This is a genomic window from Actinokineospora sp. HUAS TT18, assembly GCF_051364635.1.
In the GTDB taxonomy this organism is placed as follows: Bacteria; Actinomycetota; Actinomycetes; order Mycobacteriales; family Pseudonocardiaceae; genus Actinokineospora.
On sequence record NZ_CP195645.1, the window covers coordinates 4,247,618 to 4,272,290 of the forward strand.

Sequence of the window (24,673 nt, forward strand, 5' to 3'; positions counted from 1 at the left end):
CCGTCCGCCGAGCTGGAGTGACCGATGCCCGATTTACCCGCACCGGTGTTCGTTGACCCCACCGGAAAGCGCCGCAAGACCGTGCGCACCACCACAGTGGTGGCCGTTGGCACACTGACCACCGTGGGCGGCCTGCTGGTCGCCGCCCTGCTCGGCGCCCCGATCGGGCCGACCGCGTCGCTGCCCGTCCCGCCGCCGCCGTCCGCGCCCGCCGTCCCGGTGCAGCAGCCCGAGCAGACGCAGCCCGGCCAGGCCCCGCCCGCCAAGTCGACCACCAGCAAGCCGTCGGCGAGCAAGACAACCACGACCAAGTCGTCGCCCAAGCCCACCGAGGTCGCCCAGGTGACCACCACGACGGACGCCACGACGTCGAAGCCGGGCAACCCGACGCCGGGCAGGCCCTCCGACCACCCGACCAAGCCGCCCCGCTAGTGGCTCGTCACTACAAGGCGCGCAAGCCGCGCGCCCATTGGGTGCTGCTGACCGCGATCCTGCTGGCCGTCGCCGGTCTGCTGACGGTCCACGCGTTCCTCATCGGCACGCTCGGCACCGAGCACGCGTCGCCGGCCGGGACCGCGAACGGCGTCCCCGCGGCGGCACGGGAGGGCGGCGCGGTGATCGACGCGCGCGGCGACACCCCGCGCACCGTGCGCCCTAAAGACAAGATGCTGGCGCTGACGTTCGACGACGGCCCCGACCCGGAGTGGACACCGAAGATCCTCGACGTGCTGGCCAGGCACAACGTCTACGCGACGTTCTTCGTCACCGGCGCCAACGTGGCCCGCTACCCCGGCCTCGCCCAGGAGATCGAGGACCGCGGCCACGAGCTCGCCCACCACACCGCGACCCACACCGACCTGCGCGCCGCGGGCGAGACCCGGACGTGGCTGGAGCTGCGTGCCACCGACCTGGCCTTGGCCTGGGCCGCCGACCGCACGACCGCGCTCGTCCGCCCGCCCTACGCTGCCACCCCGGAGTCGCTCGACGACCTGGCCTGGACCGCGGCGCTGCGCCTCGGCGACGACGGCCGCCTGACCGTGCTGTCCGATCTGGACTCCCAGGACTGGCGCCTGCCCGGGGTCGACGCGATCGTGGCGAACTCGACGCCGAAGTCCGACGCGGGCGCGATCTTGCTCATGCACGACGCGGGCGGCGACCGCACCCAGACCATCGCCGCCCTCGACCGGCTGATCCCCGACCTGCGGCAACGCGGCTGGATGGTCGGGACCGTCACCGACACCACCGGCCTTCGCGACACCGATGGCCGCCCCGACCTGCTCACCCGGCTCGGCGGGCTGCTGCTCGTCGGGATCGTCCAGGTCGCCGAGTTCACCGCGGGCGCGCTCGAGTTCCTGCTGATCGCCGCGACCGTGGTCGCCGGGCTGCGCACGATCCTCGTGCTGGCCACGACCGGGATGCACGTGCGCCGGGTCCGCCGCGAGCGGCCGCGGCCGGTCAACGAGCCGGTGACCGTCCTGGTGCCCGCGTACAACGAGGAGAAGGGCATCGAGGCGACCCTGCGCTCGGTGCTGCGGTCGCGTCACCCGATCGAGGTCATCGTGATCGATGACGGCTCGACCGACGACACCGCCCACATCGTGCGCGACCTGCGGCTGCCCAGGGTCCGGCTGATCCGGCAGGCCAACGCGGGCAAGGCGGCGGCGCTGAACACCGGGCTCGCCGCGGCCAGGACCGAGCTCGTGGTCATGGTCGACGGCGACACCGTCCTGGAGCCGGACGCGGTGCCCACGCTCGCCGCCCAGTTCCGCGACCCCAGCGTCGGCGCGGTGTCGGGCAACGCCAAGGTCGGCAACCGCGACGGCCTGCTCGGCAAGTGGCAGCACATCGAGTACGTGATCGGCTTCAACCTCGACCGCCGGATGTACGACGTCCTGCAGTGCATGCCGACGGTGCCTGGCGCGGTTGGCGCGTTCCGGCGGTCGGCTGTGCTCGACGTCGGCGGGGTCGGCGAGGACACCCTCGCCGAGGACACCGACCTGACGATGGCCCTGGAACGCGACGGCTGGCGGGTCGTGTACTCGGAGAAGTCGGTCGCCTGGACCGAGGCGCCGCACACGCTCGGGCAGCTGTGGAAGCAGCGCTACCGCTGGTGCTACGGCACGCTGCAGGCCATCTGGAAGCACCGGCACGCCGTGGTCGAACGCGGCGCGGCGGGCAAGCTGGGGCGGCGCGGACTGCCGTACCTGCTGCTGTTCCAGGTCCTGCTGCCGGTGCTGGCCCCGGTGGTCGACGTCGCGGCGCTGTTCGGGCTGCTGACCGGCGACGCGGTGACCACGCTGCTCACCTGGCTGGGTTTCCTCATCCTGCAGGCCATCCCCGCGGTGATCGCGTTCCAGTTGGACGGCGAGCGGCTGCGTCCGCTGTGGGCGCTGCCGCTGCAGCAGTTCGTCTACCGGCAGCTGATGTACCTCGTCGTCATCCAGTCGGTGGCGACGGCGATCTCGGGGGTGCGGCTGCCCTGGCACAAGCTGGAGCGGCGGGGGCAGTCGGTCCGCGTCTAGTCCTTGTGCGCGAGCACGGCGAACATCGTCACCGACATGTGGAAGTCGCCCACCTCGGCGGCCGCGGCCAGCTCATCGATCAGCGCGGCGCTCTGGTCCTCGGTGATCGTGCCCCGGGCGACGGCCATGGCCGCCATCGCCCGCAGGAACGAGCCCTCCCCGACGGCGTCGGCCTCCTGGAGCAGGGCCTGGGAGCCGATGTCGGTGACCTTCAGGCCCGCCCGCGTCAGCTGGCCCGCGAGCCTGCGGCCGCTGTACGGGTTGGGGATCGCGGCCAGCATGCCGCCGGACAGCTGGGTCAGGACGTCAGGGTCGCCGGGGTGCATGATCGCGGTCGCCCAGTCGGAGTCGATCACCACGGCCCGCCCGCCCGGCTTGAGGACCCGCGCGATCTCGGCGGCGGCCCGCTCCGGGTCGGCGAGGTGCTGGAACACCCGCTCACAGCGCACCGCGTCGAACGTGGCGTCGGGGAACGGCAGGTCGTAGGCGGTCCCGTCGACGAACCGCGCCGACGACGCGTGCTCGCGGGCGCGTTCCTCGGCCACCGCGCGCATCCCCGGGTTGGGCTCCACGCCGACCGCGTCGCCCGCCGACCCGACCACCGCGCCGAACGCCTGCACCTCGGACCCGGTGCCGGAGCCGACGTCGAGCGCGTGCTCACCGGGCTTGAGCGACAGGGCGAGCATGGCCCAAGACCGCAGCCGAACCACCCCGGGCAGCCCGGCCTGGCGGTCGAGCACGTCGACCAGTCTGGCAAGGTCACCGGGGTTGATCTGCTCAGACCTGAACGACGGCGCGGAGTCGGACATGGGGTCACGGTAGCTCTTCCGCCGTCACGTCACCCGTTAGCGCTACGCTGTTTTTCGTGAGCGAGCAGCCAGGTATTCCCGGCCCCCATGAGATGCGCGCGTCCAACGCCGACCGGGAGCGCTTCTCGAAGATCCTCCACGACGCGATGGCCGAGGGCAGGCTGACCGTCAACGAACTCGAGGAACGCCTCGACCAGGTCTACGCGGCCAAAACCTATGGCGAACTGGAGCCGTTGGTCCGCGATCTGCCCGGCCACCAGGTCGTGCCCCGGCTGTACACCCCGCCGCGCACCCTGGCCACGCCACAGCCGCTCGCCCCGACCAACCGCGTCGGCGGCCGCGGCACCTCGTCGAGCGCCATCGCGGTCATGTCGGGCTCGGACCGCAGGGGCGTCTGGGTGGTCCCGCCGACCTTCAACGCCATCGCCGTCATGGGCGGCGTCGAACTCGACCTGACCCACGCCACCTTCGAGGCCGGGGAGACGGTGATCCAGGCCTTCGCCCTGATGGGCGGCGTGGAGATCACGGTGCCGGAGGACGTGACGGTGTTCGTCAACGGCTCGGGCTTCATGGGCGGCTTCGCCAACTCGGTCCGCACCCAGGCACCTCCCGGTTCCCCGATCGTGCGCGTCACCGGCTTCGCGATGATGGGCGGGGTGGACGTGCGGTCCCCGAAGAAGCGCAAGGAGAAGAAGGTCCGCGAGATCGAGGACTAAGCCGCCCGCGCCTCGTGCCCTACGGCGCGCGGGGCGGGCTCACGCAGCCTTCCAGCAAAGCCCGCAGTGACCACCGGAACTGCTCCACCGTGTTCCACGTCGCCGCCGTCTCCAGGGTGGCGGCCGTCAACGGAAACGCCTCCGCGTCGACGACGGCGTTCTTGCGCGCCTCGACCAGCGCTGCCTCGGTCGCGTCCCCCAGATCCGCCGCGGTGAGCGCCGCCGAGCCGAGGACGTGCACGATCACCGCGTACGCCGCCCGCGACGCCGCCACGGGTGCCAACCCGGCCTCGGTGAACGCGCTGAGCAGCCGTTCCCCCACGATCACCGCCGTCGGCCCATGCATCGGCGCCGAGTGGAACAACGCGGCCGCGCCCCGCCGTTCGAGCAGCACCTCCCGCAGCGACACCGCGTAGTCCTCGATCCGCCGCCGCCACCCCCGCCTGCCGACCAGGACGTCGGGGTCGGCCTCGGCCAGAAGCCGGTCGACCAGCGCGCGTTCGAGGGCGGCCCGGTCGGGCAAATAGGTGTAGAGCGTGTTGGGCCGCACGTTCAGCCGCGCCGCCACCCCCCGAATAGACGGCGTCTCCCCGTCGAACATCCCCATCGCCGCGGTGACGATTTGTTCGGCCGACAGGCTCCGCTTAGGCCCCCGGCGCAGGGTCTCGTCTTCCATGAGGCAACACTGTACGGTGTATCGTTATTGTACGCCGTACAGAGAAAGGTCTTCCTGTGCTCCCACTCCTCCTGGTCGCGGGCGCCCTCGGCGCCAACCTGGCCTTCCTCGGCCTCGGCATCGTGTTCGACTACCCGGACGTCCTGGCTTATCCAGCCCTGGAGGTCATGCACCGCTTCGCCGACCATCAGCTCGCGGTGTCGGCACTGTTCCTGTTGCTGGCGGCGAGCGCGGGCCTGCTTGTTCCGATCTCTTACGGCTTGGCCGCCCGCAGCCCACACCCGCGCTGGATCGTGCCGCTGGGCATCACGGCGGCTTCTGTGCAGATCATCGGCCTACTCCGGTGGCCCGCGATCGTCCCGTTCATCGAGGACCCGGCCACGTTCCGCACGGTGTCCACGGTCTTGGGCACGATCGTCGGCGAAACCCTCGGCTACCTGGCGACGGCGGCTTGGACCGTCGTCGTCGCCCGGCAATTCGGCCCGCGTCTCATCGCGATCCCGGCGGCGGTTCTGATCCTGTCCGGGGTGTTGGTTCCACTCGGCGTCCCCGGCACCGACCTGGCGAACTTCGTCGGCTACATCCTGTGGAGCCTGTGGCTGATCGCGCTGGCGTGGCGGATGTGGCGGGCGGGCAGCGACACCCGAGTCGAGACGGCCGCCGCGGCATAGACTCAGGCGCATGGCTGTGTCCTCGACGAAGACGTCGATTCCTCCCGAGTTCGCCGACGCCGCCCGTGATGAGACCTCGTTGCGGCGGTTCCTGCACGGGCTTCCCGGCGTCGACCAGGTCGGGGTCGAGCAGCGGGCGGCTGGGCTGGCGACGCGCAGTATCAAGAAGGCCAGCAAGATGTGGGCGATCGACATGGCGATCTCCATGGTCGACCTGACCACGCTCGAAGGGGCCGACACGGCGGGCAAGGTGCGCTCGCTCTGCGCGAAGGCCCGCAGGCCCGATCCGGAGCGGCCCGACGTCCCGCACGTCGCCGCTGTCTGTGTCTACCCGGACATGGTCGAGACGGCCGTCGCCGAGGTCACCGGCACCGGGGTCGGGGTGGCGAGCGTGGCCACCGCCTTCCCGTCGGGGCGGTCGAGCATGCGGATCAAGATCGCCGACACCGAGATGGCCGTCGAGGCGGGCGCGACCGAGATCGACATGGTCATCGACCGGGGCGCGTTCCTATCCGGGCACTACGGCCAGGTCTTCGACGAGATCCGCACCATCAAGCACGCCTGCGGCGACGCGCACCTCAAGGTCATCCTCGAGACCGGCGAGCTCGCCACCTACGACAACGTGCGCCGCGCGTCCTGGCTGGCGCTGCTCGCCGGCGGCGACTTCATCAAGACCTCCACCGGCAAGGTCTCCCCCGCGGCGACCCTCCCGGTGACCCACGTGATGCTGCAGGCCGTGCACGACTGGCACGCCGCGACGGACGAGTTGCGCGGGGTCAAGCCCGCGGGCGGCATCCGCACGACCAAGGACGCCATCCGCTACCTGGTGGCCGTCCAGGAGGTCGCGGGCCCGCAGTGGCTCGACCCGCAGCTTTTCCGCTTCGGCGCCTCCAGCCTGCTCAACGACCTGCTCATGCAGCGCCGGACGCAGCTGGAAGGCAACTACAGCGGCCCTGACTATGTGACGGTGGACTGAGATGACTCGCCGAACCCAACCAACCAACAGCACCACCAGCCCTGACTATGTGACGGTGGACTGAGATGACTCGCCGAACCCAACCAACCAACAGCACCACCAGCCCTGACAATGTGACGGTGGACTGAGATGACCTTCGATTACGCCCCCGCGCCGGAGTCGCGGGCGATCGCGAACCTCAAGCCGAGCTACCGGATGTTCCTCGACGGCGAGTTCGTCGAGGGCGCCGGTGAGCCGCTCAAGACGGTCAACCCGGCCACCGAGGAGGTGCTGGCCGAGGTGAGCACCGCCGCACCGTCCGATGTGGACCGAGCGGTGAAGGCGGCGGCCCGCGCGCAGAGCAAGGTGTGGGGCCCGATGTCGGGCGCCGAACGCGCGAAGTACATCTTCCGCATCGCCCGCATGGTGGCTGAGCGGTCGCGCGAACTCGCCGTGCTGGAGAGCCTCGACAACGGCAAGCCGATCAAGGAGTCCCGCGACGTCGACGTGCCGACGGCGGCCGCGCACTTCTTCTACCACGCCGGTTGGGCAGACAAGCTGGCTTACGCGGGCTACGGCCCCGACCCGCAGCCCCTGGGCGTCGCGGGCCAGGTCATCCCGTGGAACTTCCCGCTGCTGATGGCCGCGTGGAAGATCGCACCCGCGCTGGCCTGCGGGAACACCGTCGTCCTCAAGCCCGCCGAGACGACGCCGCTGTCCGCGCTGGTCCTCGCCGAGATCATCCAGCAGGCCGAGCTGCCGCCGGGCGTGGTCAACATCCTGCCCGGCGCGGGCGACGTCGGTGCCGAACTGGTCAACCACCCCGGCGTCAACAAGGTGGCCTTCACCGGCTCCACCGAGGTCGGCAAGATCATCCAAAAGTCCTTGGCGGGCAAGGGCAAGAAGCTCACGCTCGAACTCGGCGGCAAGGCCGCGAACGTCGTGTTCGACGACGCCCCGCTCGACCAGGCCGTCGAGGGCATCGTCAACGGCATCTTCTTCAACCAGGGCCACGTGTGCTGCGCGGGCTCACGCCTGCTGGTGCAGGAGTCGGTCGCCGAGGAACTGCTGGCCAAGCTGCACAAGCGCGTCTCGACGCTGCGGATCGGCGATCCGCTCGACAAGAACACCGACGTCGGCGCGATCAACTCGCGGGAGCAGCTCACCAAGATCCAGGAGCTGGTGGCCTCCGGCGAGTCCGAGGGCGCGGTCCGGTGGACGTCGTCGTGTCCGCTGCCGGACAAGGGCTTCTTCTTCGCCCCGACCGTGTTCGCCAACGTCAGCCAGGCCATGCGGATCGCGCGCGAGGAGATCTTCGGCCCAGTCCTGTCGGTACTGACGTTCCGCACGCCCGACGAGGCCGTGGCCAAGGCCAACAACACCCCGTACGGGCTGTCGGCCGGGATCTGGACCGAGAAGGGGTCCCGCATCCTCTGGATGGCCAACAAGCTGCGCGCGGGCGTGGTGTGGGCCAACACGTTCAACCGGTTCGACCCGACCGCCCCGTTCGGCGGGTACCAGGAGTCTGGCTTCGGTCGCGAAGGTGGCCGCACGGGTCTGGAGGCCTACCTCGATGTCTGACCGTCTCTCCGTCGCCAAGACGTACAAGCTCTACATCGGTGGTGCGTTCCCGCGCTCGGAATCCGGTCGCACGTACCAGGTCGTGGACTCGCGTGGGAAGTTCCTCGCCAACGCGTCCCAGGCGTCCCGAAAGGACGTTCGCGAGGCCGTCGTCGCCGCCCGCGGCGCGTTCGGCAAGTGGTCGGGCGCCACCGCCTACAACCGCGGCCAGGTGCTCTACCGGGTCGCGGAGCTGCTGGAGGGCAGGCGCGAGCAGTTCGTCGCCGAGGTGTCGGCGTGCGAAGGCGTGCAGGCGAAGAAGGCGCAGTCCATTGTGGACGCAGCGATCGACCGGTGGGTCTGGTACGCGGGCTGGACCGACAAGATCGCCACGGTCCTCGGCGCGTCGAACCCCGTGGCCGGGCCGTACTTCTCGTTCTCCGTACCGGAGCCGACGGGCGTGGTCGCCGTGCTGGCGCCGCAGAAGTCGTCGCTGCTGGGCCTGGTCAGCGTGATCGCCCCGGTCATCGCGACCGGCTGCACGGCGGTCGTGGTCACCAGCCAGGACCGGCCGCTGCCCGCGATCACCCTGTCGGAGGTCCTGGCGACCTCGGACGTGCCGGGCGGCGTGGTCAACCTGCTGACCGGGCACACCGCCGAACTGGCCCCGTGGCTGGCCTCGCACGCCGACGTCAACGCGCTCGACCTGACCGGCGCCCCGGACGACCTGCGGGCCGACCTGGAGGCGTCGGCGGCGGGCACGGTCAAGCGGGTGCTGCGGGCCGCCGAGCAGGACTGGGCACGCCAGCCCGACATCGGCAGGCTGCGGGCGGTGCTGGAGACGAAGACGGTCTGGCACCCGATGGGCGTCTAGACAGGTTCGACGACGGCCGCGAACAGGTCGGTGAGCTGGTCCAGCTCACCGACCATCGCGGCTTTGCAGCCGTCGAGGTAGTCGGCCCGCTCGATCCCGGCGAAGGCGACCCGCCAGCCCGCGTGGGCGGCCAGGTGGCGGAAGAAGGCGCGCTGGGTGCGGCCGTTGCCGTCGCGGAACGGGTGGACGGCGTTGACCTCGGCGAAGAAGAAGGTGAACCGGGCGACGAAGCCCGGCTGGTCCAGCCCTGTCAGCAGGTCCTCACGGCGGAGCTTGCCGAACAAGTCCCCCAGCGCGGGCTCGACGAACCGCCAGTGCGCGAACGGGGCGTCCTCCCGCGCGATGTCGACGCGGCGGATCTCGCCCGCCCACGGGTAAACGTCGCCGAACAGGTGGCGGTGGTGGGCGCGGAGGTGCGCTAGGTCGAACACGCCTGCGAGCGGGCCGATGCGCAGTTCCTCATCGCGGAGGAACGAGAGCCTGCGTTCGATGTCGACCAGTGTGGCCGGGTCTTCGATGTCGAAGTTGTTGTGCAGTACACCGGTCCGCGGATCGGTGTACGGGTCCTGATGGGTCACCGACCGACGATTTCCCGGATCTGCCGCGCGATGGCCTCTTCGGTGGTCAACTGGCCCGCGCCGACCGCGCGCGCGAGGGCCATGGTGTCTTCGGGGATCTCAAGTCCTTCAAGTCGGGCGCTGGCCTTGGCCTCGCGGATGGCGGTGTCCGGGTCGCAGATCAGCCTGCCGAAGTAGTCGGCCATCACTTTCGGCGACAGCGGCCGCGAGCTGGGCTCGTCGTCGGACAGTCCCGCGCGGGCGACCCGCCACGGCTCTTCGTCGTGGGTCATGGCGCTGAGCTGGTGGCGGTCGAAGCCCTCGTAGCGGGCGACCACCCAGCGGATGGTCTCGCGGTACTCGGCGTCGAGGCGGTCGGGATCGCCCTCGTCCCAACAGGCGACCTCACGCTTGCCCTCGTGGTGCTTGTAGACCTCGGGGACCACCGGCCCGGCCCTCCACGCCTCGATGCGGTCGGGGAAGACGGGCTTGCCGCTCATGGCCAGATGCCAACCCTGCACGTAGTACAGGAGCTTCTGCAACCGCATTGGCGAGTCCGGCCCCGTCTCGGCGAGAATCGCGGCGGCGACGTCGTGCACGTCGGCCACACTGGCCTCCCATGTCGAGGTAGATGGCGGGCTCCGGGGTCAATAATACCGGGTTTACCTGCGAAAGTCGTGTGTTCCCCACTACCGTGCGGCCTTGTGGCGAGCGATTTGGAGCAGTTGGGCGTGGGGGAAGAAATGCTGTGGTCCGGCACCACCGCCCGGCCGCCCAGGACCGACAGCACGGACCGCGTGCTGCTCATCCTCGCCGTGGCCGCCCTGGCGACCTTCGTCGCCGTCGTGGCCGTGAACTTGTTCTGGGGACCCGCCCTCGGCGCGATCGGCGGGTTCACCGCGGTGGCTGTGTTCCGGTTCTGGCTGGCCTACCGCCGTCGCCGCACCACCGACCGTCGATACCTGGTCACCAACACGCGGGTGGTCGCGGTGGACCGCGGCAAGGCCCGCTCCGCCGCCCTGCGCGCCCTCCCGGCGGCCGCGCTGCACACCACCGACGACTCCGGCGTCGGCACGATCACCTTCGGTGCGCGGCCCAGCCTCTGGGCGCAACTCAACGCCGACCTGGGCGGCAAACCGGTGCCCATCGCGCTGGTCGAGGTGACCGACGCCCGGGACGTGTACGAAACCATCCTTGAGGTGCAGGCCGGGCCGTTAGCCTGAAAAATCGAGGGGAGCCATCGGGGAGGGACGTGCGTCCAACTCCCGACGCAAGGGGGCGATGTGACGCGATCAGACACCAGCGGCTACTACGGCGAGGAAGACGCCTTCGCCGCCTACACCGCCGGGGTGAACCCGTTGGCCGACCAGCTCAGGGGCATGGCCGACCGCGACCTGGCGCCGCACGGGGAGTTCGGGGACGACGCGTTCTCGATCATCGGCGGCGAGGTCGGCTTGAGTCAGGCCATCCGGTCGGCGACACAGGACCAGCTCAAGCGAGTCCGCGGGCTGGCCGACAGCATGGGCAACACCGCCGAGGCCGTCCGCAACACGTGGACCAACATGCAGGCGACCGAGGACGACGCGACCAACGCGCTGCGTCGGGCCGCGGGTGAGATCTCGTGACCGCGCCCGTGCGTGACCTGCTGGAGCCGATGATCCAGCCCGCCGCGACAGCGCAGCGCCACCTGGCCACCGACGACGCGGCGATCGACCGGATCGGCAGCGCCCACGCCACGGTAGTCACCACCCTCGACACCACCACCTACGACGGGCAACGCAGTGCCAGTCGGCTCCGCGAGGGCTGGACAGGCCAGGGCAGTACGCGCCACCAGTCCGACGTCGCCGGGCAGAGTCAGGCGGGGACCGACCTCAGCCAGTACAGCGCGGGCGTGCAGCAGGCGGTCCGCGAGGCGAGCGACATCCTCAAGGTCGGGCAGAAGGTCAACCAGGCCCAGATCGACGACTTCAACCGCAAGGCCGCCGAACTCCTGCAGGCCGCGGCCGCCCTGCGCCAGGCGGGCGACCCGGCTGGCGCGCAGCAGAAGCTCACCGAGTTGGCCCGCTACGCCGCCCAGCTCACCGGCGACACGTCGATGAACCTCGACACCGTGATGACCCAGCTCAGCGGCGTCGTCACGAAGCTGACCGGCGGCTCGCAGTCGACCACACCCTCCGGCGCCACGTCGCCGTCGGCCTACAACGACCGCCAAGGCGGCGGGGGCGGCGGTGGAGGGGGCGGTGGTGGCGGAGGCGGCGGTGGGGGCGGCGGGACCGTCACCAAGCGCAGGCTGCCGATGGCCATTCCGCCGCAGCCGGGCACGGGCGTGCAGGTCAACCTGCCCGACGGCAGCTCCGTGATGGCCCCGAACGAGACCGCAGCCAAGGCCGTCCGCGCCGCCCTGAGCCAGCTCGGTGTCCCGTACGTCTGGGGCGGCACGTCGCCGGGGAACGGGCTCGACTGCAGCGGCCTGACGCAGTACGCCTACGGCGAGGGCGGCCTCGACATCCCGCGGACGTCGCGCGAGCAGGACATCGGCGCTGAGGTGCCCTCGGCCGACCAGTTGCTGCCCGGCGACCTGGTCTGCTGGGAGGGGCACGTGGCGATGTACATCGGCAACGGGCAGATCGTCGAGGCGGGCGACCCGGTGCAGGTCGGGCCGCTGCGCACGACCAACTCCGGTATGCCATTTGTCGGTTTCTACCGGCCGACCGGCTGAGGCTGCGGCAGACTGGGCCCGTGGAGATCGATATCGATCATGAGCTCGACACGGTCCAGCGCAAGGTGGAGCAAACCGAGCAGCGCGCGCAGCGGATCGGGCCGGTCACCGGCCTGGCCAGCAGCGGCGACGGCGCGGTCACCGTGGAGGTCCGCCCCGGCGGTCTGCTCAGCGAGGTCAAGCTGACGCCCGCCGCGCTGTCGAGCGGGTCGGAGGCGCTGGCCGCGCAGATCATGGCGCTCGCCGAGCGCGCGACGAAGCGCGCGGGCGCGGCGATGTACCAGACGCTGGCGCCGGTCCTCGGCCCCGAAGGCGAGAAGCACCTGACGTCGCTGGGCTACGAGCCCGACGACGAGGATGAGGACGAGGCGTTCGACAGCCCGCTCGGCCACCGGAGGCCGCCGCGATGACCGAGCGCGAGCCGGTCCGGCGCACCACGAAACAGCTCATCGAGGACGGCCGCGCGCGCCAGGAGGCGCTCGCGGGGATCGACACGGTCCTTCAAGGCGTGCGCGGCACCGCGTGGGACAACCACCAGAGCATCCGCGTCACCGTCGACGGCCGGGGCAAGCTGATCGAGCTGTGGCTGCGGCCCGACGCGGTCCGCTGGGGCGCCGACCAACTCGGCAGGCTCATCGTGATGGTCGCGCAAGCCGCCATGGACCAGGCGACGCAGGCGGGCTACAACAAGCTGGCCCCGATCCTCGGCGACACTATGACCTACGCCATAGAGTTGATCTCCGGCCGGTCGGCCCCGGCCAGACAGCCCAATGCCAGCGGCATAACGGCGGAGGAGTTCCAGCGGCGCCGCGATGAACGGTTGCGTACGAGCGCCGACCGGTCACGCGGTGAACCGGTCGAGGATGACGGGTTCGACCCGGACGATCCGCTGTCGTTCGACCTGTCCTCCCTACGTTCGGACCGGTGATCCCCACCCCGTAGGCTGCCGCCTGCACCCCACGTACGCCGATGGCTGCGCGCACCAGGAGGACCTCCAATGGCCCAGGACATCGTCCCGATCGAGCTCGGGCTGCCCCAGGGTGACGTCGTCACGCTGTGGGCGCCGCGCTGGCGGGAAGACGGTGAGGAATGGGAGGCGTTCCTCGGCCACGAGGACGACCTCTACGCCTTCCCCGACGCCGCCCATCTCGCTGCTTTCGTCCGCACCACCGAAGAGCACGACCTGTCCGACCACCCGGCGTGGCACCTCGTGCCCGCGCTGTCGGTCGCCGAGCTGATGCCGGATGAGGCACACCAGTACGACCTGGTGGGCGTGCCGGAGCTGGCCGCGGAGGAGCCGGACACGTGGACGGTCGGCGAGCTCGCCGACATCGTCGAGATCGTGCGCTCGCTCGCCGACGTGTGCGAGCTGGACGAGGTGCACGACGTGCTGAACTCGGCCGACGGGTTCTCCGTGCTCGACCAGGGCACGCTGCCCTTCACCGGCCGCGACGGCGAGCGGCTGTGGACGGATCTGGCGGAGACCATCGCCGAGCGCTGGGACGAGGTCCTCGACGCGCTCGACTCGGTGGTCACCACCCCGTCGGTCGACGAGACGGCCCTGGAGAAGAGCGCCGAGGAACTGGCCGCCTTCCACGCCGACGCCGCCGAGGCCGCCGCTGACGACGACGACATCGAGCCCGTCGCCGACGAGGCCGCGGACGAAGAGGCCGAGGAAGAAGAGGACGCGCCCGCCGGGTTCTGGTCCGAGGTCGGCATCGACCCGATCAAGATCATCAGCAACGGCCAGGAGTACTACACCCTGCGCTGCTACCTCGACGACGAGCCGATCTTCCTCGGCGCCGACGGCAAGATCGACGTCGCCACGTCGGCCCGCGGCCTTGCCAAGTTCCTGGCCACCGGCGACCACGGCGACAACGACCTCGCCGAGGTGTCGACCTGGGACGAGGTCGCCACGAAGGCGACCGACGGCAGTCTGGAACTCGAGGTCGAGACCGACAACACCTACGTCCTCCAGGGCCTGGGCGACGACCTCGGCGAGGGCGTCGACGCGGTGGACCCGGTGCAGCTGGACCTCGCGGTCGAGCTGCTGACCGACGCCGCCGACTGGGCGGGCGACGAGTCGGTGGGCGAGGCGCTCAACCAGTCGGAGAGCCTGGGCTGGCTGGTCAGCTTCATCCTGGCCCCGGACCCGACCCGAATGGCGCCGTCCGCGCCGTTCGACGCGGAGTCGGCGCAGTGGAACAAGCTGGTGCAGAACTTCGAGGACCGTCTGCGCACGCACTGATCTGGACGCGAACGAGGGTGCCGGAACTTTCCGGCACCCTCGTTTCGTTTGCGCCTCTACACGCCCATGAGCTTGGCGTACCCCGGCTTGATCACGTCATTGATGATCGCCAGGCGCTCCTCGAAACCGATGAACGCCGACTTCATAGCGTTGATCGTGAACCACTGCAGATCCGCCCACCCGTACCCGAACGCCTCCACCAGCGCCGCCATCTCGCTCGACATCGAGCAGCCGCTCATGAGTCGGTTGTCCGTATTCACCGTCACCCGGAACCGCAGCCGGGTCAGCAGCCCGATCGGGTGCTCGGCGATCGACGGCGCCGCGCCCGTCTGCAGGTTCGACGACGGGCACATCTCCAGCGGGATCCGCCGGTCGCGCACGTAGGCCGCCAACCGTCCCAACTGGACAGTCCCGTCGTCGGCGACGGTGATGTCGTCGATGATCCTCACGCCGTGCCCCAACCGTTCCGCGCCGCAGTGCTGCAGTGCCTCCCAGATGGACGGAAGGCCGAACGCCTCGCCCGCGTGGATCGTGAAGTGCGCGTTCTGCTGCCGCAGGTACTCGAACGCGTCGAGGTTGCGGGTGGGCGGGAACCCGGCCTCGGGGCCCGCGATGTCGAAGCCGACCACGCCCGCGTCCCGGTACCGCACCGCCAGTTCGGCGATCTCCAGCGACCGCGCGTTCTGCCGCATCGCGCACAGCAGGGTGCCGATGCGGATCGGCCTGCCCGCCGCGGCGGCGCGCCGCTCGCCCTCGCGGAACCCGGCCTGCACCGCCTCGACGATCGCGTCGAGTTCCAGCCCGCGCTCGCAGAACAGCTCGGGCGCGTACCGGACCTCGGCGTACACCACCCCGTCCGCGGCGAGATCCTCCGCGCACTCCGCGGCCACCCTGACCAGCCCCGCCTCGTCCTGCATCACCCCGCAGGTGTGCGCGAACGTCTCCAGGTACCGCACGAGCGAGCCCGAGTCGGCCGCGTCGCGGAACCAGGCGCCGAGTTCGGCCGCGTCGGTCGTCGGCAGTCCCGAATAGCCGCTGGACTCGGCAAGATCAATGACTGTGGCGGGGCGCAGGCCGCCGTCGAGGTGGTCGTGCAGCAGGACCTTGGGCGCGCCGAGAATGGCTTCCGGGGTGACCGGTGCCGAGGACGGATTCGACATGTGGACACGGTACTCACTTTTCGCGGTCACCCGATCGGGTAGCTGACCCGTCACGTATGGTTCGCGGGCGCCGCAGCAAGAGCGGCCCGGCTCTACGCCGAACGGTCCAATCCGCCGTGTCTGAGCCGACGAACTATCAACGGGTGGTGTATGGACGCCTACGGGGACTGGCTAGGCTCCTCGAAGACGTCTGCATCTCCCCTCCCCAGGACGAAGGTCACCTCCGTGAACGAGAGCAACAACCCCACGGTGTCGTTCGACCGGATGCGCAACATGCTCACGCGCGCGGCCGAGATCCGTGAGAGCGAACAGCAGCAGATCTTCGACGCCCTGGACGAGATCCACGCCAGGCTGTCGCCGCTGGAGTCGATCGGGTCGGTGCGCAAGCGCCTGTCCGAGATGCCCGACCGCACCGAGGTCGGCGTCCTGGCTGAGCGGCTCGACGCGGCGATGTCGAAGCTGGAGGCGCAGGACAGCGCGATCGCCGCGATCGGCCGCGCGGTCGAGAGCATCGTCGACAAGCTCGCCACCCCGTTCGCTCAGCTCGACGGCCGCCTCGACGGCGTCGCGGGCAAGTTCGAGGGTGTCGCGGGCCGGATGAACGGGCTGGAGGACAAGCTCCTCAGCATCCACCGCCGCATCGACGAGCTCGACCACCACCTCGACAAGCAGGACGGCAAGATCGACCAGGTCCCGTCGCTGGCCACCGGCCCGGTCCGGGAGCGCATCGAGATCATGGAGACCGCGCTGCGCGGCCGTCTCGACGAGGTCGACGAGGGCGTGCACGAGCACCTCGACGGCACCAAGGACGCCCTGGCGCGCGTGGTCGCGGAGACCTCCGACGCCGTCCACGGCAAGGTCACCGCCTCGGCCGACGCGCTGCAGAGCAAGCTCGCCGAGACGCAGAACAAGATCGCCGAGACGTCGTCGAGCCTGCACGGCAAGACCGACTCGCTGCACACCAAGCTGGCCGAGTCCACCGACGCCCTGCACGGCCTGCTCGCCGAGTCCAGCGACTCGCTGCACGGCAAGCTGGCGGAGTCGACCACGGCGCTCGACGCGAAGCTCACCGAGCAGACCGCCGCGCTCAACGTGAAGCTGACGGAGTCCACCGACGCCATCCAGGGCAAGGTCAGCGAGTCGACCGACGCTCTGCACGGCCGCTTCACCGAGACCGCCGACTCGCTGCACGGCAAGCTCGACGCCGCCACCCAGCAGCTCGACGGCGCCCGCGACGAACTCGGCACCTCCCTCGGCGAGACCCGCGACGCGGTCCACGGCAAGCTCGAGGAGGCCACCGCCGCCCTGCGCGAGGCCCTCCGCGAGACCCAGGAGACCGTCGACGCCAGCGACCGCCTCGAGGGCCTGGCCCAGCGCCTGGAGAAGGTCACCGAGCGCCTCGACGAGATGACCACCCGCCTGGACACCGTCGAGGACGGCTTCACCGCCAAGCTCGGCGACCTGCGCGGCGCCATCCAGACCAGCCTGAGCAAGGTCGAGGGCACACTGTCGAACCAGCCGGACTCGTCCTCGGTCGAGACCCTGGTGAAGAAGACGAACGAGGAGTCGGTCCGCCGCATCGGCGGCCACCTGGACGAGGCCATGGCGACCTTCGCCGAGCTGATGCTCGGCGGCGGCACCCCGACCCCGCCGCCGCCCACCGCGCTGCCCCGCCAGGGCAACCGCCGTCGCCCGACCAACGGCAAGGCCGTGAAGTCGGACAAGGCCATCGAGGAGTCCGAGGACTCCGACATCGCCGCGGGCGCGTAAGCACGATTCACAAAGAGGGCCTCTCCCGTTCGGTGGGAGGGGCCCTCTTTGCTAGCTGCTCGCTGTTATCCGCAAACCGGCCTGATCCGCGTTCACGGCCCCATCGATCGTGCGAGCTTTGTCGCCTCGGCGAGCAAGGCGGCCTCCCGTTCGGATTTCGGGGGAACAGCACCTCCGATGGCCTCCCGCAGCGCCAGCGAGGTGATCAGCAAGCCGTCGAGCAGCGCGTGCATGACGGGATGGCGGGTCGTGCGGTCCCACTCCAGCAAGCAGTCGACAAACCGCGGGAATGCCTGAACATCGACCGCACAAGAGTCGTCATCGGCGGGTGCGAGACCAGTCGGCAGGCCCATCTGCGCCGCCACGCCCTCAGCGTGCGTGACATACACCTTGCCGATGCGAAGAGCGGGATTCCAGACGGTCTCGCCGCCGACCTCGAAGTAGTAGCTCACCGACGGCCTCCAATCTGGTCGGCGACAGTATCCGGGCAGCGAGGAGGGGCCCACCTACCCCCCAGTAGGTGGGCCCCTCCCGAAGCACTTGCCCCATCACCCCACGAGCGTTCCCTCCTTCGCCGCCACCGGCACGTGCCGGAGGGCGCGATAGGCGAAGACGGACACCAGGGCCACCAAGACCGCCCCCACGGTCGCCGTCGCCGTGAAGCCGTGGGTGAAGGCGACGCGGGCCGCCTGGATCAGGGCCGGGTCGCCCAAAGAAACGGCGCCGCCGAGGGTGTCGCGGGCGATTCGGGCTGTGTCGGCGGGCAGGGAAGCCACCGGGTCCGCCATCTCGCTGTGGTAGATCGCGGCGCCGATGCTGCCGAGGATTGCCATGCCCAGGGCGGCGCCGAGTTCGCTGCCGGTCTCCGAGACGGCCGACGCGGTGCCCGCACTCTCGGCCGGGGCGGCGGTGAGGATCAGATCGGCCAGCAGCGACGTCGTGACCAGCACGCCCGCGGCGACCAGGCCCGCGCCGGTCAGGACCAGCCACAGGGGCGAGTCGGCGCGGACGAACATCAGGACCACGAACGCCGAGGTCAGGATCAGCAGGCCCGACAGCACCAGGACCGACACGCGGACCTTGTTGGCCAGCATGCCCGACACCGTCATCACGATCATCACGCCCGGCATGACCGCCAGCGACCACAGCGCCGCGGTGAACGGGCGCATCCCGAGGACCAGTTGCAGGTACTGGTTCGTGTAGAGCGTGATCCCGATGAAGCAGAACATGCTGACCACGCTGATCAGCACGGACGCGCTGAAGGTCCGGTCGCGGAACAGGGTGACGTCGAGCAGCGGGTGGGCCGTGGTGCGCTGCCGGTGGACAAACGCGACCGCCAGCACCAGGCCCAACGCCAGGGCCGCCAGCGCGAGTCCGTCGACATCGTCGATCGCGGCGCGCTTGATGCCGTAGATCAGGGTGATCATGGCGACCAGCGACAGGCCGGCGCCGGGCAGGTCGAAGCGGCCGGACTCGGGTGCGCGGAACTCGGGAAGCAGCAGCGGACCCACGATGAGCAGCAAGATCATGGCCGGAACGTTGATCAGGAACGCCGAGCCCCACCAGAAGTGGTCGAGCAGGAAGCCGCCGACGATCGGGCCGATGGTGGCGCCCAGGGTGAGGCCGCCGGTCCAGATGGCGATGGCGGTCTTGCGCTGCGCGGCGTCGTGGAACATGTTGCGGATCAGGGCGAGGGTGGACGGCATGAGGGTCGCGCCCGCCAGGCCGAGGACGCCGCGGGCCAGGATCAACAGCTCCGCGGACGGGGCGTAGGCGGCGACCACAGAGGCCGCGCCGAACGCGGCGGCGCCGATGAGCAGCAGCTTGCGCCTGCCGATGCGGTCACCGACGGCGCCCATCGTGATCAGCAGACCGGCCAGGACGAACCCGTAGGCATCCATGATCCAGAGCTGCTGGCCTGCGGTCGGCCCCAGATCGGCGCTGATGAACGGCAGGCCGAAGAACAGGACGCTGACGTCCATCGAGACCAGCAGACACGGCAGGACCAGGACGGCGAGCCCGATCCACTCCCTGCGCCCGGCGGTGGTGTTCATGATCTATCCCCTCGTTACTGCGTATCCCCTACGCGATACTGCGTAAGCTATACGCAGAACTATGATGGGTCAACCCCGAACGAAAGCGGAGGCCATGAGCAGCACTGGACTGCCGGAGAGCATCGAGGCGGCCTGGGGGCTGCGCGAGCGCCCCAACCGCGGCCCGAAACGCGGTCTGACGCTGGAGGGCATCGTCGCGGCGGGCATCGCCGTGGCCGACCGCGAGGGACTGCCCGCACTGTCGATGAGCCGGGTCGCGGCGGAGCTGGGGTCGAGCGCGATGTCGCTCTACCGCTACATCTCCGCCAAGGACGAGCTGCTCGCCCTCATGATCGACGCCGCGTACCACCCCGCCCCGGAGCCGATCGAGGGCGACTGGCGGGAGAGCCTTACGAAGTGGGCGTGGGCCGAACTGACCGCGGTGCGGTCACACCCGTGGGTTCTGCGGGTGCCGATCAGCGGGCCGCCGCTGATGCCCAACCAGTTGCTGTGGCTGGAAAGCGGCCTGCGCGCGCTGGCCCACACCCCACTCGGCCCTGGGGACAAGATGTCGGCGATCCTGCTGGTCACCAGCTATGTCCGCGCCGTGGCGACGCTCGCCGCCGACATCGGCACGGAGCACCCGACCGAGGCCATGCCCGACTACTCGGCAATGCTGCGGCGGCTGATCACCCCGGAGTCATACCCCGAGCTGACCGGCATCCTCGAGTCCGGAATCTTCGACCAGGACGACCCCATCGACGACGAGTTCACCTTCGGCCTCGACCGAATCCTTGACGGCATCGAGGCGCTGGTCGACGATCGCGCGAAGTAGCGATATGGAGCCCGACGCCGAGTTGGTGAAGGAACCGGCCAAGGTCGCGGCCCAGACCGACCAACTGCGGGCCTACCGTGCGGGCAGGTTCCGCCCGACCTCGGCACTGGGCCGGGTGTTGGCCAGACACCGAGCCGAGGTGCTCGCCCTCGCTCAGGCGCACAAGGCATACAACGTCCGCCTCTTCGGCAGTGTTGTGCGCGGTGAGGACGACGCCGACAGTGACATCGACTTGCTCGTCGATCTCGCCCCCGGTGCCGACCTGCTCGACCTCGCCGCACTCGAGCTGGAACTGGAACGGTTGCTGGGCCACCCAGTCGACATAGTTCCTGCTCGGATGCTCAAACCCCATGTGGCACCGTCGGCGCTGGCCGACGCGGTGGAACTACGACAAAGCGTCGACGACCTTGCTTCAGGCCGAAGCTCCTGCCGACTGGCCCAAGATCGTCGGCATGCGGAACATGATCGCGCACCAGGCCGAGACGCCGTGAGAGTCAGGGGCGCAGGGCGTCGATGATTAGCGGGATGGAAGCCGGGGCGGAGTCGGCGACCGCGTAGGCGCCTTCCAGGGCGGCGAGGGCGGCGGGGACGGCGTCCGGGGTGTCGGTGCGCAGTTCCAGCAGCGGGTCGCCCGCCTTGACGGGGTCGCCCGGCTTGGCGTGACAGAGGATGCCCGCGGCGGCCTGGACCGGGTCTTCCTTGCGTGCCCGACCAGCGCCGAGGCGCCAGGCGGCGACGCCGACGGCGTAGGCGTCCAGGTGGGAGACGACGCCGTCGGCGGGGGCCTCGACGATGTGGGTGTGCTTGGGTTCGGGGAGGGCGGCCTCGGGGTCGCCGCCCTGGGCGGTGATCATGCGGGCCCAGGTCTCGTAGGCCGCGCCGGAGGCCAACACCTCCGCCGGGTCCACATCGGACAGACCGGCGAGCGTCAGCATCTCCCTGGCCAGGGCCACAGTCAGCTCGACGACGTCGGCCGGGCCACCGCCGCGCAGCACCTCGACGGACTCGGCGACCTCGACGGCGTTGCCCACGGCGCGGCCGAGGGGGACGGACATGTCGGTGATCAGGGCGGAGATCTTGATGCCGCGCGCCACGCCGATGCCGACCAGCGCCTCGGCGAGCGCGCGGGCGTCGGCGGCGGTCTTCATGAACGCGCCGGAGCCACACTTGACGTCGAGGACCAGGGCGTCGGCGCCCTCCGCGATCTTCTTGCTCATGATGGAGCTGGCGATCAGCGGGATGGACTCGACGGTGCCGGTGACGTCGCGCAGGGCGTAAAGCTTGCGGTCGGCGGGGGCGAGGCCCTCGGTGGCCGCGCACACGACGGCGCCGACGTCGGCGAGCTGGGCGAGGATCTCCTCGGTGGTGAGGCGGGCGCGCCAGCCGGGGATGGACTCGAGCTTGTCGAGGGTGCCGCCGGTGTGGCCGAGGCCCCGGCCGGAGAGCTGCGGGACGGCGGCGCCGCACGCCGCGACCAGCGGGGCGAGCGGGAGGGTGATCTTGTCGCCGACGCCGCCGGTCGAGTGCTTGTCGACGGTCGGGCGGTCGGAGTGGAGGGTGAGGGTCTCGCCGGAGTCGACCATGGCGGCGGTCCAGCGGGCGGTCTCGTCGGTGTCCATGCCGTTGAGGAACACGGCCATGGCCAGCGCGGACATCTGCTCATCGGCCACCACACCACGGGTGTACGCGTCGATCACCCAGTCGATTTGATCGTCACTGAGCCGAGCACCGTCGCGCTTCGCCCGGATCACGTCGACCGCACTGAACCGCTCCACCGAACGCCTCCCGAAGTTGTGCTTCCCGGCCAACCGTATCCCTACGGTGGGCGGGACACGGGTTCAGAATGGTGCGAGTTCCGCGACCGCGTAGGCAGGTTGTTGGGGTTGCCTGGGGTGGTGGGATGTCGTAGTCGACGAGTGGTTCTTGGTCGACGATGTGTGTGGCTCCGGTGGGTGTTGTCCAGACGAAGCGGCCTGGGCGTGTTTGTTTGAGGTGCCAGCCGGGTTGGTCTTTGAGTTTGTGGTGGCGTGGGCAGAGGCAGCCGAGGTTGGGTGCGCTGGTGGTGCCGCCGTGGCTGTGTGGGGTGGTGTGGTCGAGTTCGCAGGCGGTGGCTGGGCGGTGGCAGCCGGGGTAGCGGCAGGTTTGGTCGCGGAGTCGGATGTGGCGGGCGAGGTCGGTGCCGGGGTGGCGGCGGGCGCTGACTTCGAGGACTTTGCCGACGGGGTCGGTGATGATGCGTCGCCAGGTGGTGTCGTGGGTGGTGATGAGTTCCTTGATGGCGGTGTTGGGGAGGCTGCCGTAGCCGTGGAGGGTGCCGCCTGCGTGTGCGCCGAGCAGGACCGTGTAGGGCACGGCGACGTGGAGTTCGACGCTGACGCCGCGGCCGCCGCCGTTGACGACGATCTCGTGGAGTGCGTCGGCGCGCAGGGTGTCGAGCGGGTCGGTGGCGCCGTGGGCGCGCATGGTGCGGGCCAGCTTGTCGAGGATCAGGTACACCGCGCGGAGGCGTTCACCGGTGTCGTGGATGTCGAGGTGGGCCATGCCGTCCTCGGCGGCGTAGAGGTCGACTCGCCGGTCAGGGCGGCGTTGTTCGCGGCGCCGGTCGGCGCCTTCGGGGTCGATGCGGTCCTTCTTGGCGCGCAGCGCGTGGCGCCAGCGGTCGAGGGTTTTGTGTTCGGCGCGGGCCAGGATCCAGGTCTCGACCTCGCCCGCGTGATCGTCGGACAGGGTGGCGGTGATCTCGGCGAGGGCGTGTGCTCGCGCGAGGTCGATGTGTCCGGCGGCCAGCGCGTCCACAGTGGACGGGAACACGGTGGTCAGCCGGGTGGCGTTGGCGACGCGGGACGCGGCATGGGCCGGGGTCCAGGTCAGTGCGGCGCCGACCTCGGCGCCCGCGAACCGGTGACCGCCCGCGTCGCGGTCTGGGCGCAGTTCGGCCATCCGAGCCAGCGCGCGGACCTGCACGGCGTCGAGGGCGGCCCGCCGGCGTTCGAGGTCGCGCAGCAGGTCCAGCACCTCGACGTCGCTCATCCTCGCGACAGCCTCAGCGGTGAACACATGTTCGATCCTACCGGCGCGGAACGCTTATTTCCGCAGGTCAAACCACGTTCACCCGATCGTGAATCTCGCTCCGAAATGAGATATCGGAGGCAGCGGTCCGGCGAGTCGAGGAACCCGCGGGTCAGGATCGGCGAGCGGGTGGCGATGACGAACCGGCAGCGCTACTCGACCAACTTCGGCGATGCGCGCGACCAGGGCGAGGCAGCCGCGGACGGAGAGCGCGGCATCCGGCCCGTCGAGCAGGTCGAGACCCTTGGAGCCAAAGCGGCGGCCGACAGGGCCCAAAGGACTCTCCGGGTGAGCGCTCGCGCGGGGGAACGGCCGCCGTAGTGCTGCACAGTGGTTGATCTCGGTCGAGGCGTTCGATCTCGGTGGCGACGTTGTAGTACGACTCGGCGCGCGTCGCTGACGTCTTCGGGGTTGAACCCGGCGGCGACGGCCACGGCTTCGACGAGGGTGGATTTCCCGGCGCAGTTGTCGCCAATGAGGAACGTAACGCCGGGGGGTCAACTCGAGGCCACCCGAACGAATGAGCCGGTCAACGACCGGGAGGGTGAACGGATAACGCCCGGTGTTGCCATTCGGGTCGCCACGAATTCTGTTAATAAACGCGCCGCCACTGAATCGCTCAACTCGGCGCCGCCTACAGAGTCGTGACTTCGCTGACCGTATCCTCGGCAGCCTCTTCGACATCGATGGAGGGAACCCAGTCGGGGAGTCTGGTCGATTTGGCCGGGAAGTTCGGGGGTTCCCGTCGCCAACCCTGCATGGAGATCATCACCATGAAGAACACCACCACGGCCGCCCGCCTGATCCTCGCCACCGCGGCGATCGGCATCGGCCTCGGCACCGCCGCCTGCAGCGGTGAGGCCAAGCCCGCCGCCGACTACGCCGCCACGACCACGGCCGCCTCCGGTGAGGCCAAGACGGACAAGACGGACACCTCAGCCACCGACGGCCCGGTCGCCACGGGCGCTCCCGCGCCTTCGTCGGTCCCGGCCGCGGCGTCGGAGCCGCCGGTCGTGCTCCCGGCCCTGCCGAAGGGCGCGCCGAAGGACTTCCCGATCGTCAGCGGCGCCAAGATCAACCCGGTGGCGGGCAGCGAGGGCTCGTTCGTCGTCGTCGGGGAGAGCGCGGAGAAGATCATGCGGTTCTACCGCGGCGCACTGCCGGAGGCGGGCTACAAGATCACCGCGGATGACGAGGCCGCGCAGAAGATCGCGTTCGAAGGCCACGCCACGACGGGCACCATCGCGATGACGGGTGACTCGGTTTCGGTGACGTTCAAGAAGGCCTGATCAGGATGGTCGTGGGTGGGTTCCGGCCCACCCACGGCCGATCTGGTGGAGGAAGGGGTGCCAGGAGCGCTCGGGGAGGTCGATCAGGCCGCCGGAGGGATTCTTGGAGTCGCGGACGCCCACCTGGCCGGGAACGAAAGCAACCTCGACACACTCGGACATCTCGCCACTCCGGCTGGACTTCCGCCACCGCGCGTGATCAAGGTTCAT

27 protein-coding genes are annotated in these 24,673 nt (G+C 70.1%); 17 read left to right on the forward strand and 10 right to left on the reverse strand.

All coding sequences use genetic code 11. The features are described 5' to 3' along the window. Positions 1 to 24: 24 nt before the first annotated feature. Both ACSHT8_RS19060 and ACSHT8_RS19065 read left to right on the forward strand, forming a co-directional pair. The gene (locus ACSHT8_RS19060; RefSeq protein ID WP_436492214.1) at positions 25 to 432 is read left to right on the forward strand and encodes a hypothetical protein; all 408 of its coding nucleotides are present in this window, start codon (positions 25 to 27) and stop codon (positions 430 to 432) included. Next, positions 432 to 2,522: a bifunctional polysaccharide deacetylase/glycosyltransferase family 2 protein gene (locus ACSHT8_RS19065; protein WP_436492215.1), complete on the forward strand. Its 2,091-nt coding sequence runs from the start codon at positions 432 to 434 to the stop codon at positions 2,520 to 2,522. Before ACSHT8_RS19060 ends, ACSHT8_RS19065 begins: the two co-directional genes overlap by 1 nt. On the opposite strand, the gene ACSHT8_RS19070 is transcribed toward ACSHT8_RS19065, so the two are convergent. Beyond that, complete coding sequence (locus tag ACSHT8_RS19070; RefSeq protein WP_436492216.1) at positions 2,519 to 3,331, reverse strand: methyltransferase domain-containing protein; 813 nt, start codon at positions 3,329 to 3,331, stop codon at positions 2,519 to 2,521. The genes ACSHT8_RS19065 and ACSHT8_RS19070 overlap by 4 nt on opposite strands. Before the next feature lie 56 nt (positions 3,332 to 3,387). Between ACSHT8_RS19070 and ACSHT8_RS19075 the strand changes: the two genes are divergently transcribed. Continuing rightward, entirely contained in the window at positions 3,388 to 4,047 is a 660-nt protein-coding gene (locus ACSHT8_RS19075) for a DUF1707 SHOCT-like domain-containing protein (RefSeq protein ID WP_436492217.1), read from the forward strand. 19 nt (positions 4,048 to 4,066) lie between these two features. Here the strand turns inward: ACSHT8_RS19075 and ACSHT8_RS19080 are convergent, their stop codons facing one another. Continuing rightward, positions 4,067 to 4,723, reverse strand: coding sequence for a TetR/AcrR family transcriptional regulator (locus ACSHT8_RS19080; RefSeq protein ID WP_436492218.1), 657 nt, complete (start codon positions 4,721 to 4,723; stop codon positions 4,067 to 4,069). 56 nt (positions 4,724 to 4,779) lie between these two features. On the opposite strand from ACSHT8_RS19080, the gene ACSHT8_RS19085 reads away from it, so the two are divergent. The 4 genes from ACSHT8_RS19085 (at position 4,780) to ACSHT8_RS19100 (ending at position 8,783) form a co-directional block, all read left to right on the forward strand. Further along, positions 4,780 to 5,394 carry a DUF4386 domain-containing protein gene (locus ACSHT8_RS19085; RefSeq protein ID WP_436492220.1) on the forward strand — a complete coding sequence of 205 codons (615 nt, stop codon included), beginning with the start codon at positions 4,780 to 4,782 and terminating at the stop codon, positions 5,392 to 5,394. Between the two features lie 10 nt (positions 5,395 to 5,404). Next, on the forward strand, positions 5,405 to 6,370 hold the full coding sequence (deoC, locus tag ACSHT8_RS19090) for a deoxyribose-phosphate aldolase (RefSeq protein ID WP_436492221.1): 966 nt from the start codon (positions 5,405 to 5,407) through the stop codon (positions 6,368 to 6,370). A 129-nt stretch (positions 6,371 to 6,499) separates the two neighbouring features. Continuing rightward, entirely contained in the window at positions 6,500 to 7,930 is a 1,431-nt protein-coding gene (locus ACSHT8_RS19095) for an aldehyde dehydrogenase family protein (protein ID WP_436492222.1), read from the forward strand. Beyond that, positions 7,923 to 8,783 (forward strand): aldehyde dehydrogenase family protein, encoded by an 861-nt coding sequence (locus ACSHT8_RS19100; protein WP_436492223.1) that lies wholly within the window; start codon positions 7,923 to 7,925, stop codon positions 8,781 to 8,783. The genes ACSHT8_RS19095 and ACSHT8_RS19100 overlap by 8 nt, the downstream gene beginning before the upstream one ends. On the opposite strand, the gene ACSHT8_RS19105 is transcribed toward ACSHT8_RS19100, so the two are convergent. Together ACSHT8_RS19105 and ACSHT8_RS19110 are read right to left on the reverse strand one after the other, a co-directional pair. After that, positions 8,780 to 9,361 (reverse strand): Fic/DOC family protein, encoded by a 582-nt coding sequence (locus tag ACSHT8_RS19105; RefSeq protein WP_436492225.1) that lies wholly within the window; start codon positions 9,359 to 9,361, stop codon positions 8,780 to 8,782. The genes ACSHT8_RS19100 and ACSHT8_RS19105 overlap by 4 nt on opposite strands. Further along, entirely contained in the window at positions 9,358 to 9,948 is a 591-nt protein-coding gene (locus ACSHT8_RS19110) for a type II toxin-antitoxin system antitoxin SocA domain-containing protein (RefSeq protein WP_436492226.1), read from the reverse strand. Before ACSHT8_RS19110 ends, ACSHT8_RS19105 begins: the two co-directional genes overlap by 4 nt. A gap of 96 nt (positions 9,949 to 10,044) precedes the next feature. On the opposite strand from ACSHT8_RS19110, the gene ACSHT8_RS19115 reads away from it, so the two are divergent. The 6 genes from ACSHT8_RS19115 (at position 10,045) to ACSHT8_RS19140 (ending at position 14,307) form a co-directional block, all read left to right on the forward strand. Beyond that, positions 10,045 to 10,563 (forward strand): hypothetical protein, encoded by a 519-nt coding sequence (locus ACSHT8_RS19115; RefSeq protein WP_436492227.1) that lies wholly within the window; start codon positions 10,045 to 10,047, stop codon positions 10,561 to 10,563. Between the two features lie 60 nt (positions 10,564 to 10,623). Further along, on the forward strand, positions 10,624 to 10,965 hold the full coding sequence (locus tag ACSHT8_RS19120; protein ID WP_436492228.1) for a hypothetical protein: 342 nt from the start codon (positions 10,624 to 10,626) through the stop codon (positions 10,963 to 10,965). Next, on the forward strand, positions 10,962 to 12,059 hold the full coding sequence (locus ACSHT8_RS19125) for a C40 family peptidase (protein WP_436492229.1): 1,098 nt from the start codon (positions 10,962 to 10,964) through the stop codon (positions 12,057 to 12,059). The genes ACSHT8_RS19120 and ACSHT8_RS19125 overlap by 4 nt, the downstream gene beginning before the upstream one ends. Before the next feature lie 20 nt (positions 12,060 to 12,079). Next, entirely contained in the window at positions 12,080 to 12,469 is a 390-nt protein-coding gene (locus ACSHT8_RS19130) for a YbaB/EbfC family nucleoid-associated protein (protein WP_436492230.1), read from the forward strand. After that, on the forward strand, positions 12,466 to 12,987 hold the full coding sequence (locus tag ACSHT8_RS19135) for a YbaB/EbfC family nucleoid-associated protein (RefSeq protein WP_436492231.1): 522 nt from the start codon (positions 12,466 to 12,468) through the stop codon (positions 12,985 to 12,987). Before ACSHT8_RS19130 ends, ACSHT8_RS19135 begins: the two co-directional genes overlap by 4 nt. A 69-nt stretch (positions 12,988 to 13,056) precedes the next feature. After that, positions 13,057 to 14,307: a primosomal protein gene (locus ACSHT8_RS19140; protein WP_436492232.1), complete on the forward strand. Its 1,251-nt coding sequence runs from the start codon at positions 13,057 to 13,059 to the stop codon at positions 14,305 to 14,307. 56 nt (positions 14,308 to 14,363) lie between these two features. Here ACSHT8_RS19140 and ACSHT8_RS19145 read toward each other — a convergent pair whose 3' ends face one another. Then, the gene (locus tag ACSHT8_RS19145; RefSeq protein ID WP_436492233.1) at positions 14,364 to 15,467 is read right to left on the reverse strand and encodes an adenosine deaminase; all 1,104 of its coding nucleotides are present in this window, start codon (positions 15,465 to 15,467) and stop codon (positions 14,364 to 14,366) included. A gap of 264 nt (positions 15,468 to 15,731) precedes the next feature. Here ACSHT8_RS19145 and ACSHT8_RS19150 point away from each other — a divergent pair, with 264 nt between their 5' ends. Next, positions 15,732 to 17,237, forward strand: coding sequence for a hypothetical protein (locus tag ACSHT8_RS19150; protein ID WP_436502102.1), 1,506 nt, complete (start codon positions 15,732 to 15,734; stop codon positions 17,235 to 17,237). 92 nt (positions 17,238 to 17,329) lie between these two features. Here the strand turns inward: ACSHT8_RS19150 and ACSHT8_RS19155 are convergent, their stop codons facing one another. Continuing rightward, entirely contained in the window at positions 17,330 to 17,689 is a 360-nt protein-coding gene (locus ACSHT8_RS19155; protein WP_436492234.1) for a DUF6086 family protein, read from the reverse strand. Between the two features lie 96 nt (positions 17,690 to 17,785). Further along, on the reverse strand, positions 17,786 to 19,291 hold the full coding sequence (locus ACSHT8_RS19160) for an MFS transporter (RefSeq protein WP_436492235.1): 1,506 nt from the start codon (positions 19,289 to 19,291) through the stop codon (positions 17,786 to 17,788). Between the two features lie 94 nt (positions 19,292 to 19,385). Here ACSHT8_RS19160 and ACSHT8_RS19165 point away from each other — a divergent pair, with 94 nt between their 5' ends. Together ACSHT8_RS19165 and ACSHT8_RS19170 are read left to right on the forward strand one after the other, a co-directional pair. Continuing rightward, the gene (locus tag ACSHT8_RS19165) at positions 19,386 to 20,105 is read left to right on the forward strand and encodes a TetR/AcrR family transcriptional regulator (protein ID WP_436492236.1); all 720 of its coding nucleotides are present in this window, start codon (positions 19,386 to 19,388) and stop codon (positions 20,103 to 20,105) included. Between the two features lie 4 nt (positions 20,106 to 20,109). After that, complete coding sequence (locus ACSHT8_RS19170) at positions 20,110 to 20,622, forward strand: nucleotidyltransferase family protein (protein WP_436492237.1); 513 nt, start codon at positions 20,110 to 20,112, stop codon at positions 20,620 to 20,622. Here the strand turns inward: ACSHT8_RS19170 and ACSHT8_RS19175 are convergent. Together ACSHT8_RS19175 and ACSHT8_RS19180 are read right to left on the reverse strand one after the other, a co-directional pair. Further along, positions 20,600 to 21,880 carry a thymidine phosphorylase gene (locus tag ACSHT8_RS19175; RefSeq protein ID WP_436492238.1) on the reverse strand — a complete coding sequence of 427 codons (1,281 nt, stop codon included), beginning with the start codon at positions 21,878 to 21,880 and terminating at the stop codon, positions 20,600 to 20,602. The two genes, ACSHT8_RS19170 and ACSHT8_RS19175, sit on opposite strands and share 23 nt — an antisense overlap. Beyond that, the gene (locus ACSHT8_RS19180; protein WP_436492239.1) at positions 21,819 to 23,162 is read right to left on the reverse strand and encodes a DUF222 domain-containing protein; all 1,344 of its coding nucleotides are present in this window, start codon (positions 23,160 to 23,162) and stop codon (positions 21,819 to 21,821) included. Before ACSHT8_RS19180 ends, ACSHT8_RS19175 begins: the two co-directional genes overlap by 62 nt. A gap of 785 nt (positions 23,163 to 23,947) precedes the next feature. Here ACSHT8_RS19180 and ACSHT8_RS19185 point away from each other — a divergent pair. Then, positions 23,948 to 24,463, forward strand: a complete 516-nt coding sequence (locus ACSHT8_RS19185; RefSeq protein WP_436492240.1) for a hypothetical protein — start codon at positions 23,948 to 23,950, stop codon at positions 24,461 to 24,463. Here ACSHT8_RS19185 and ACSHT8_RS19190 read toward each other — a convergent pair whose 3' ends face one another. Beyond that, positions 24,464 to 24,673, reverse strand: coding sequence for a DUF397 domain-containing protein (locus ACSHT8_RS19190; protein ID WP_436492241.1), 210 nt, complete (start codon positions 24,671 to 24,673; stop codon positions 24,464 to 24,466). It abuts the gene before it with no gap.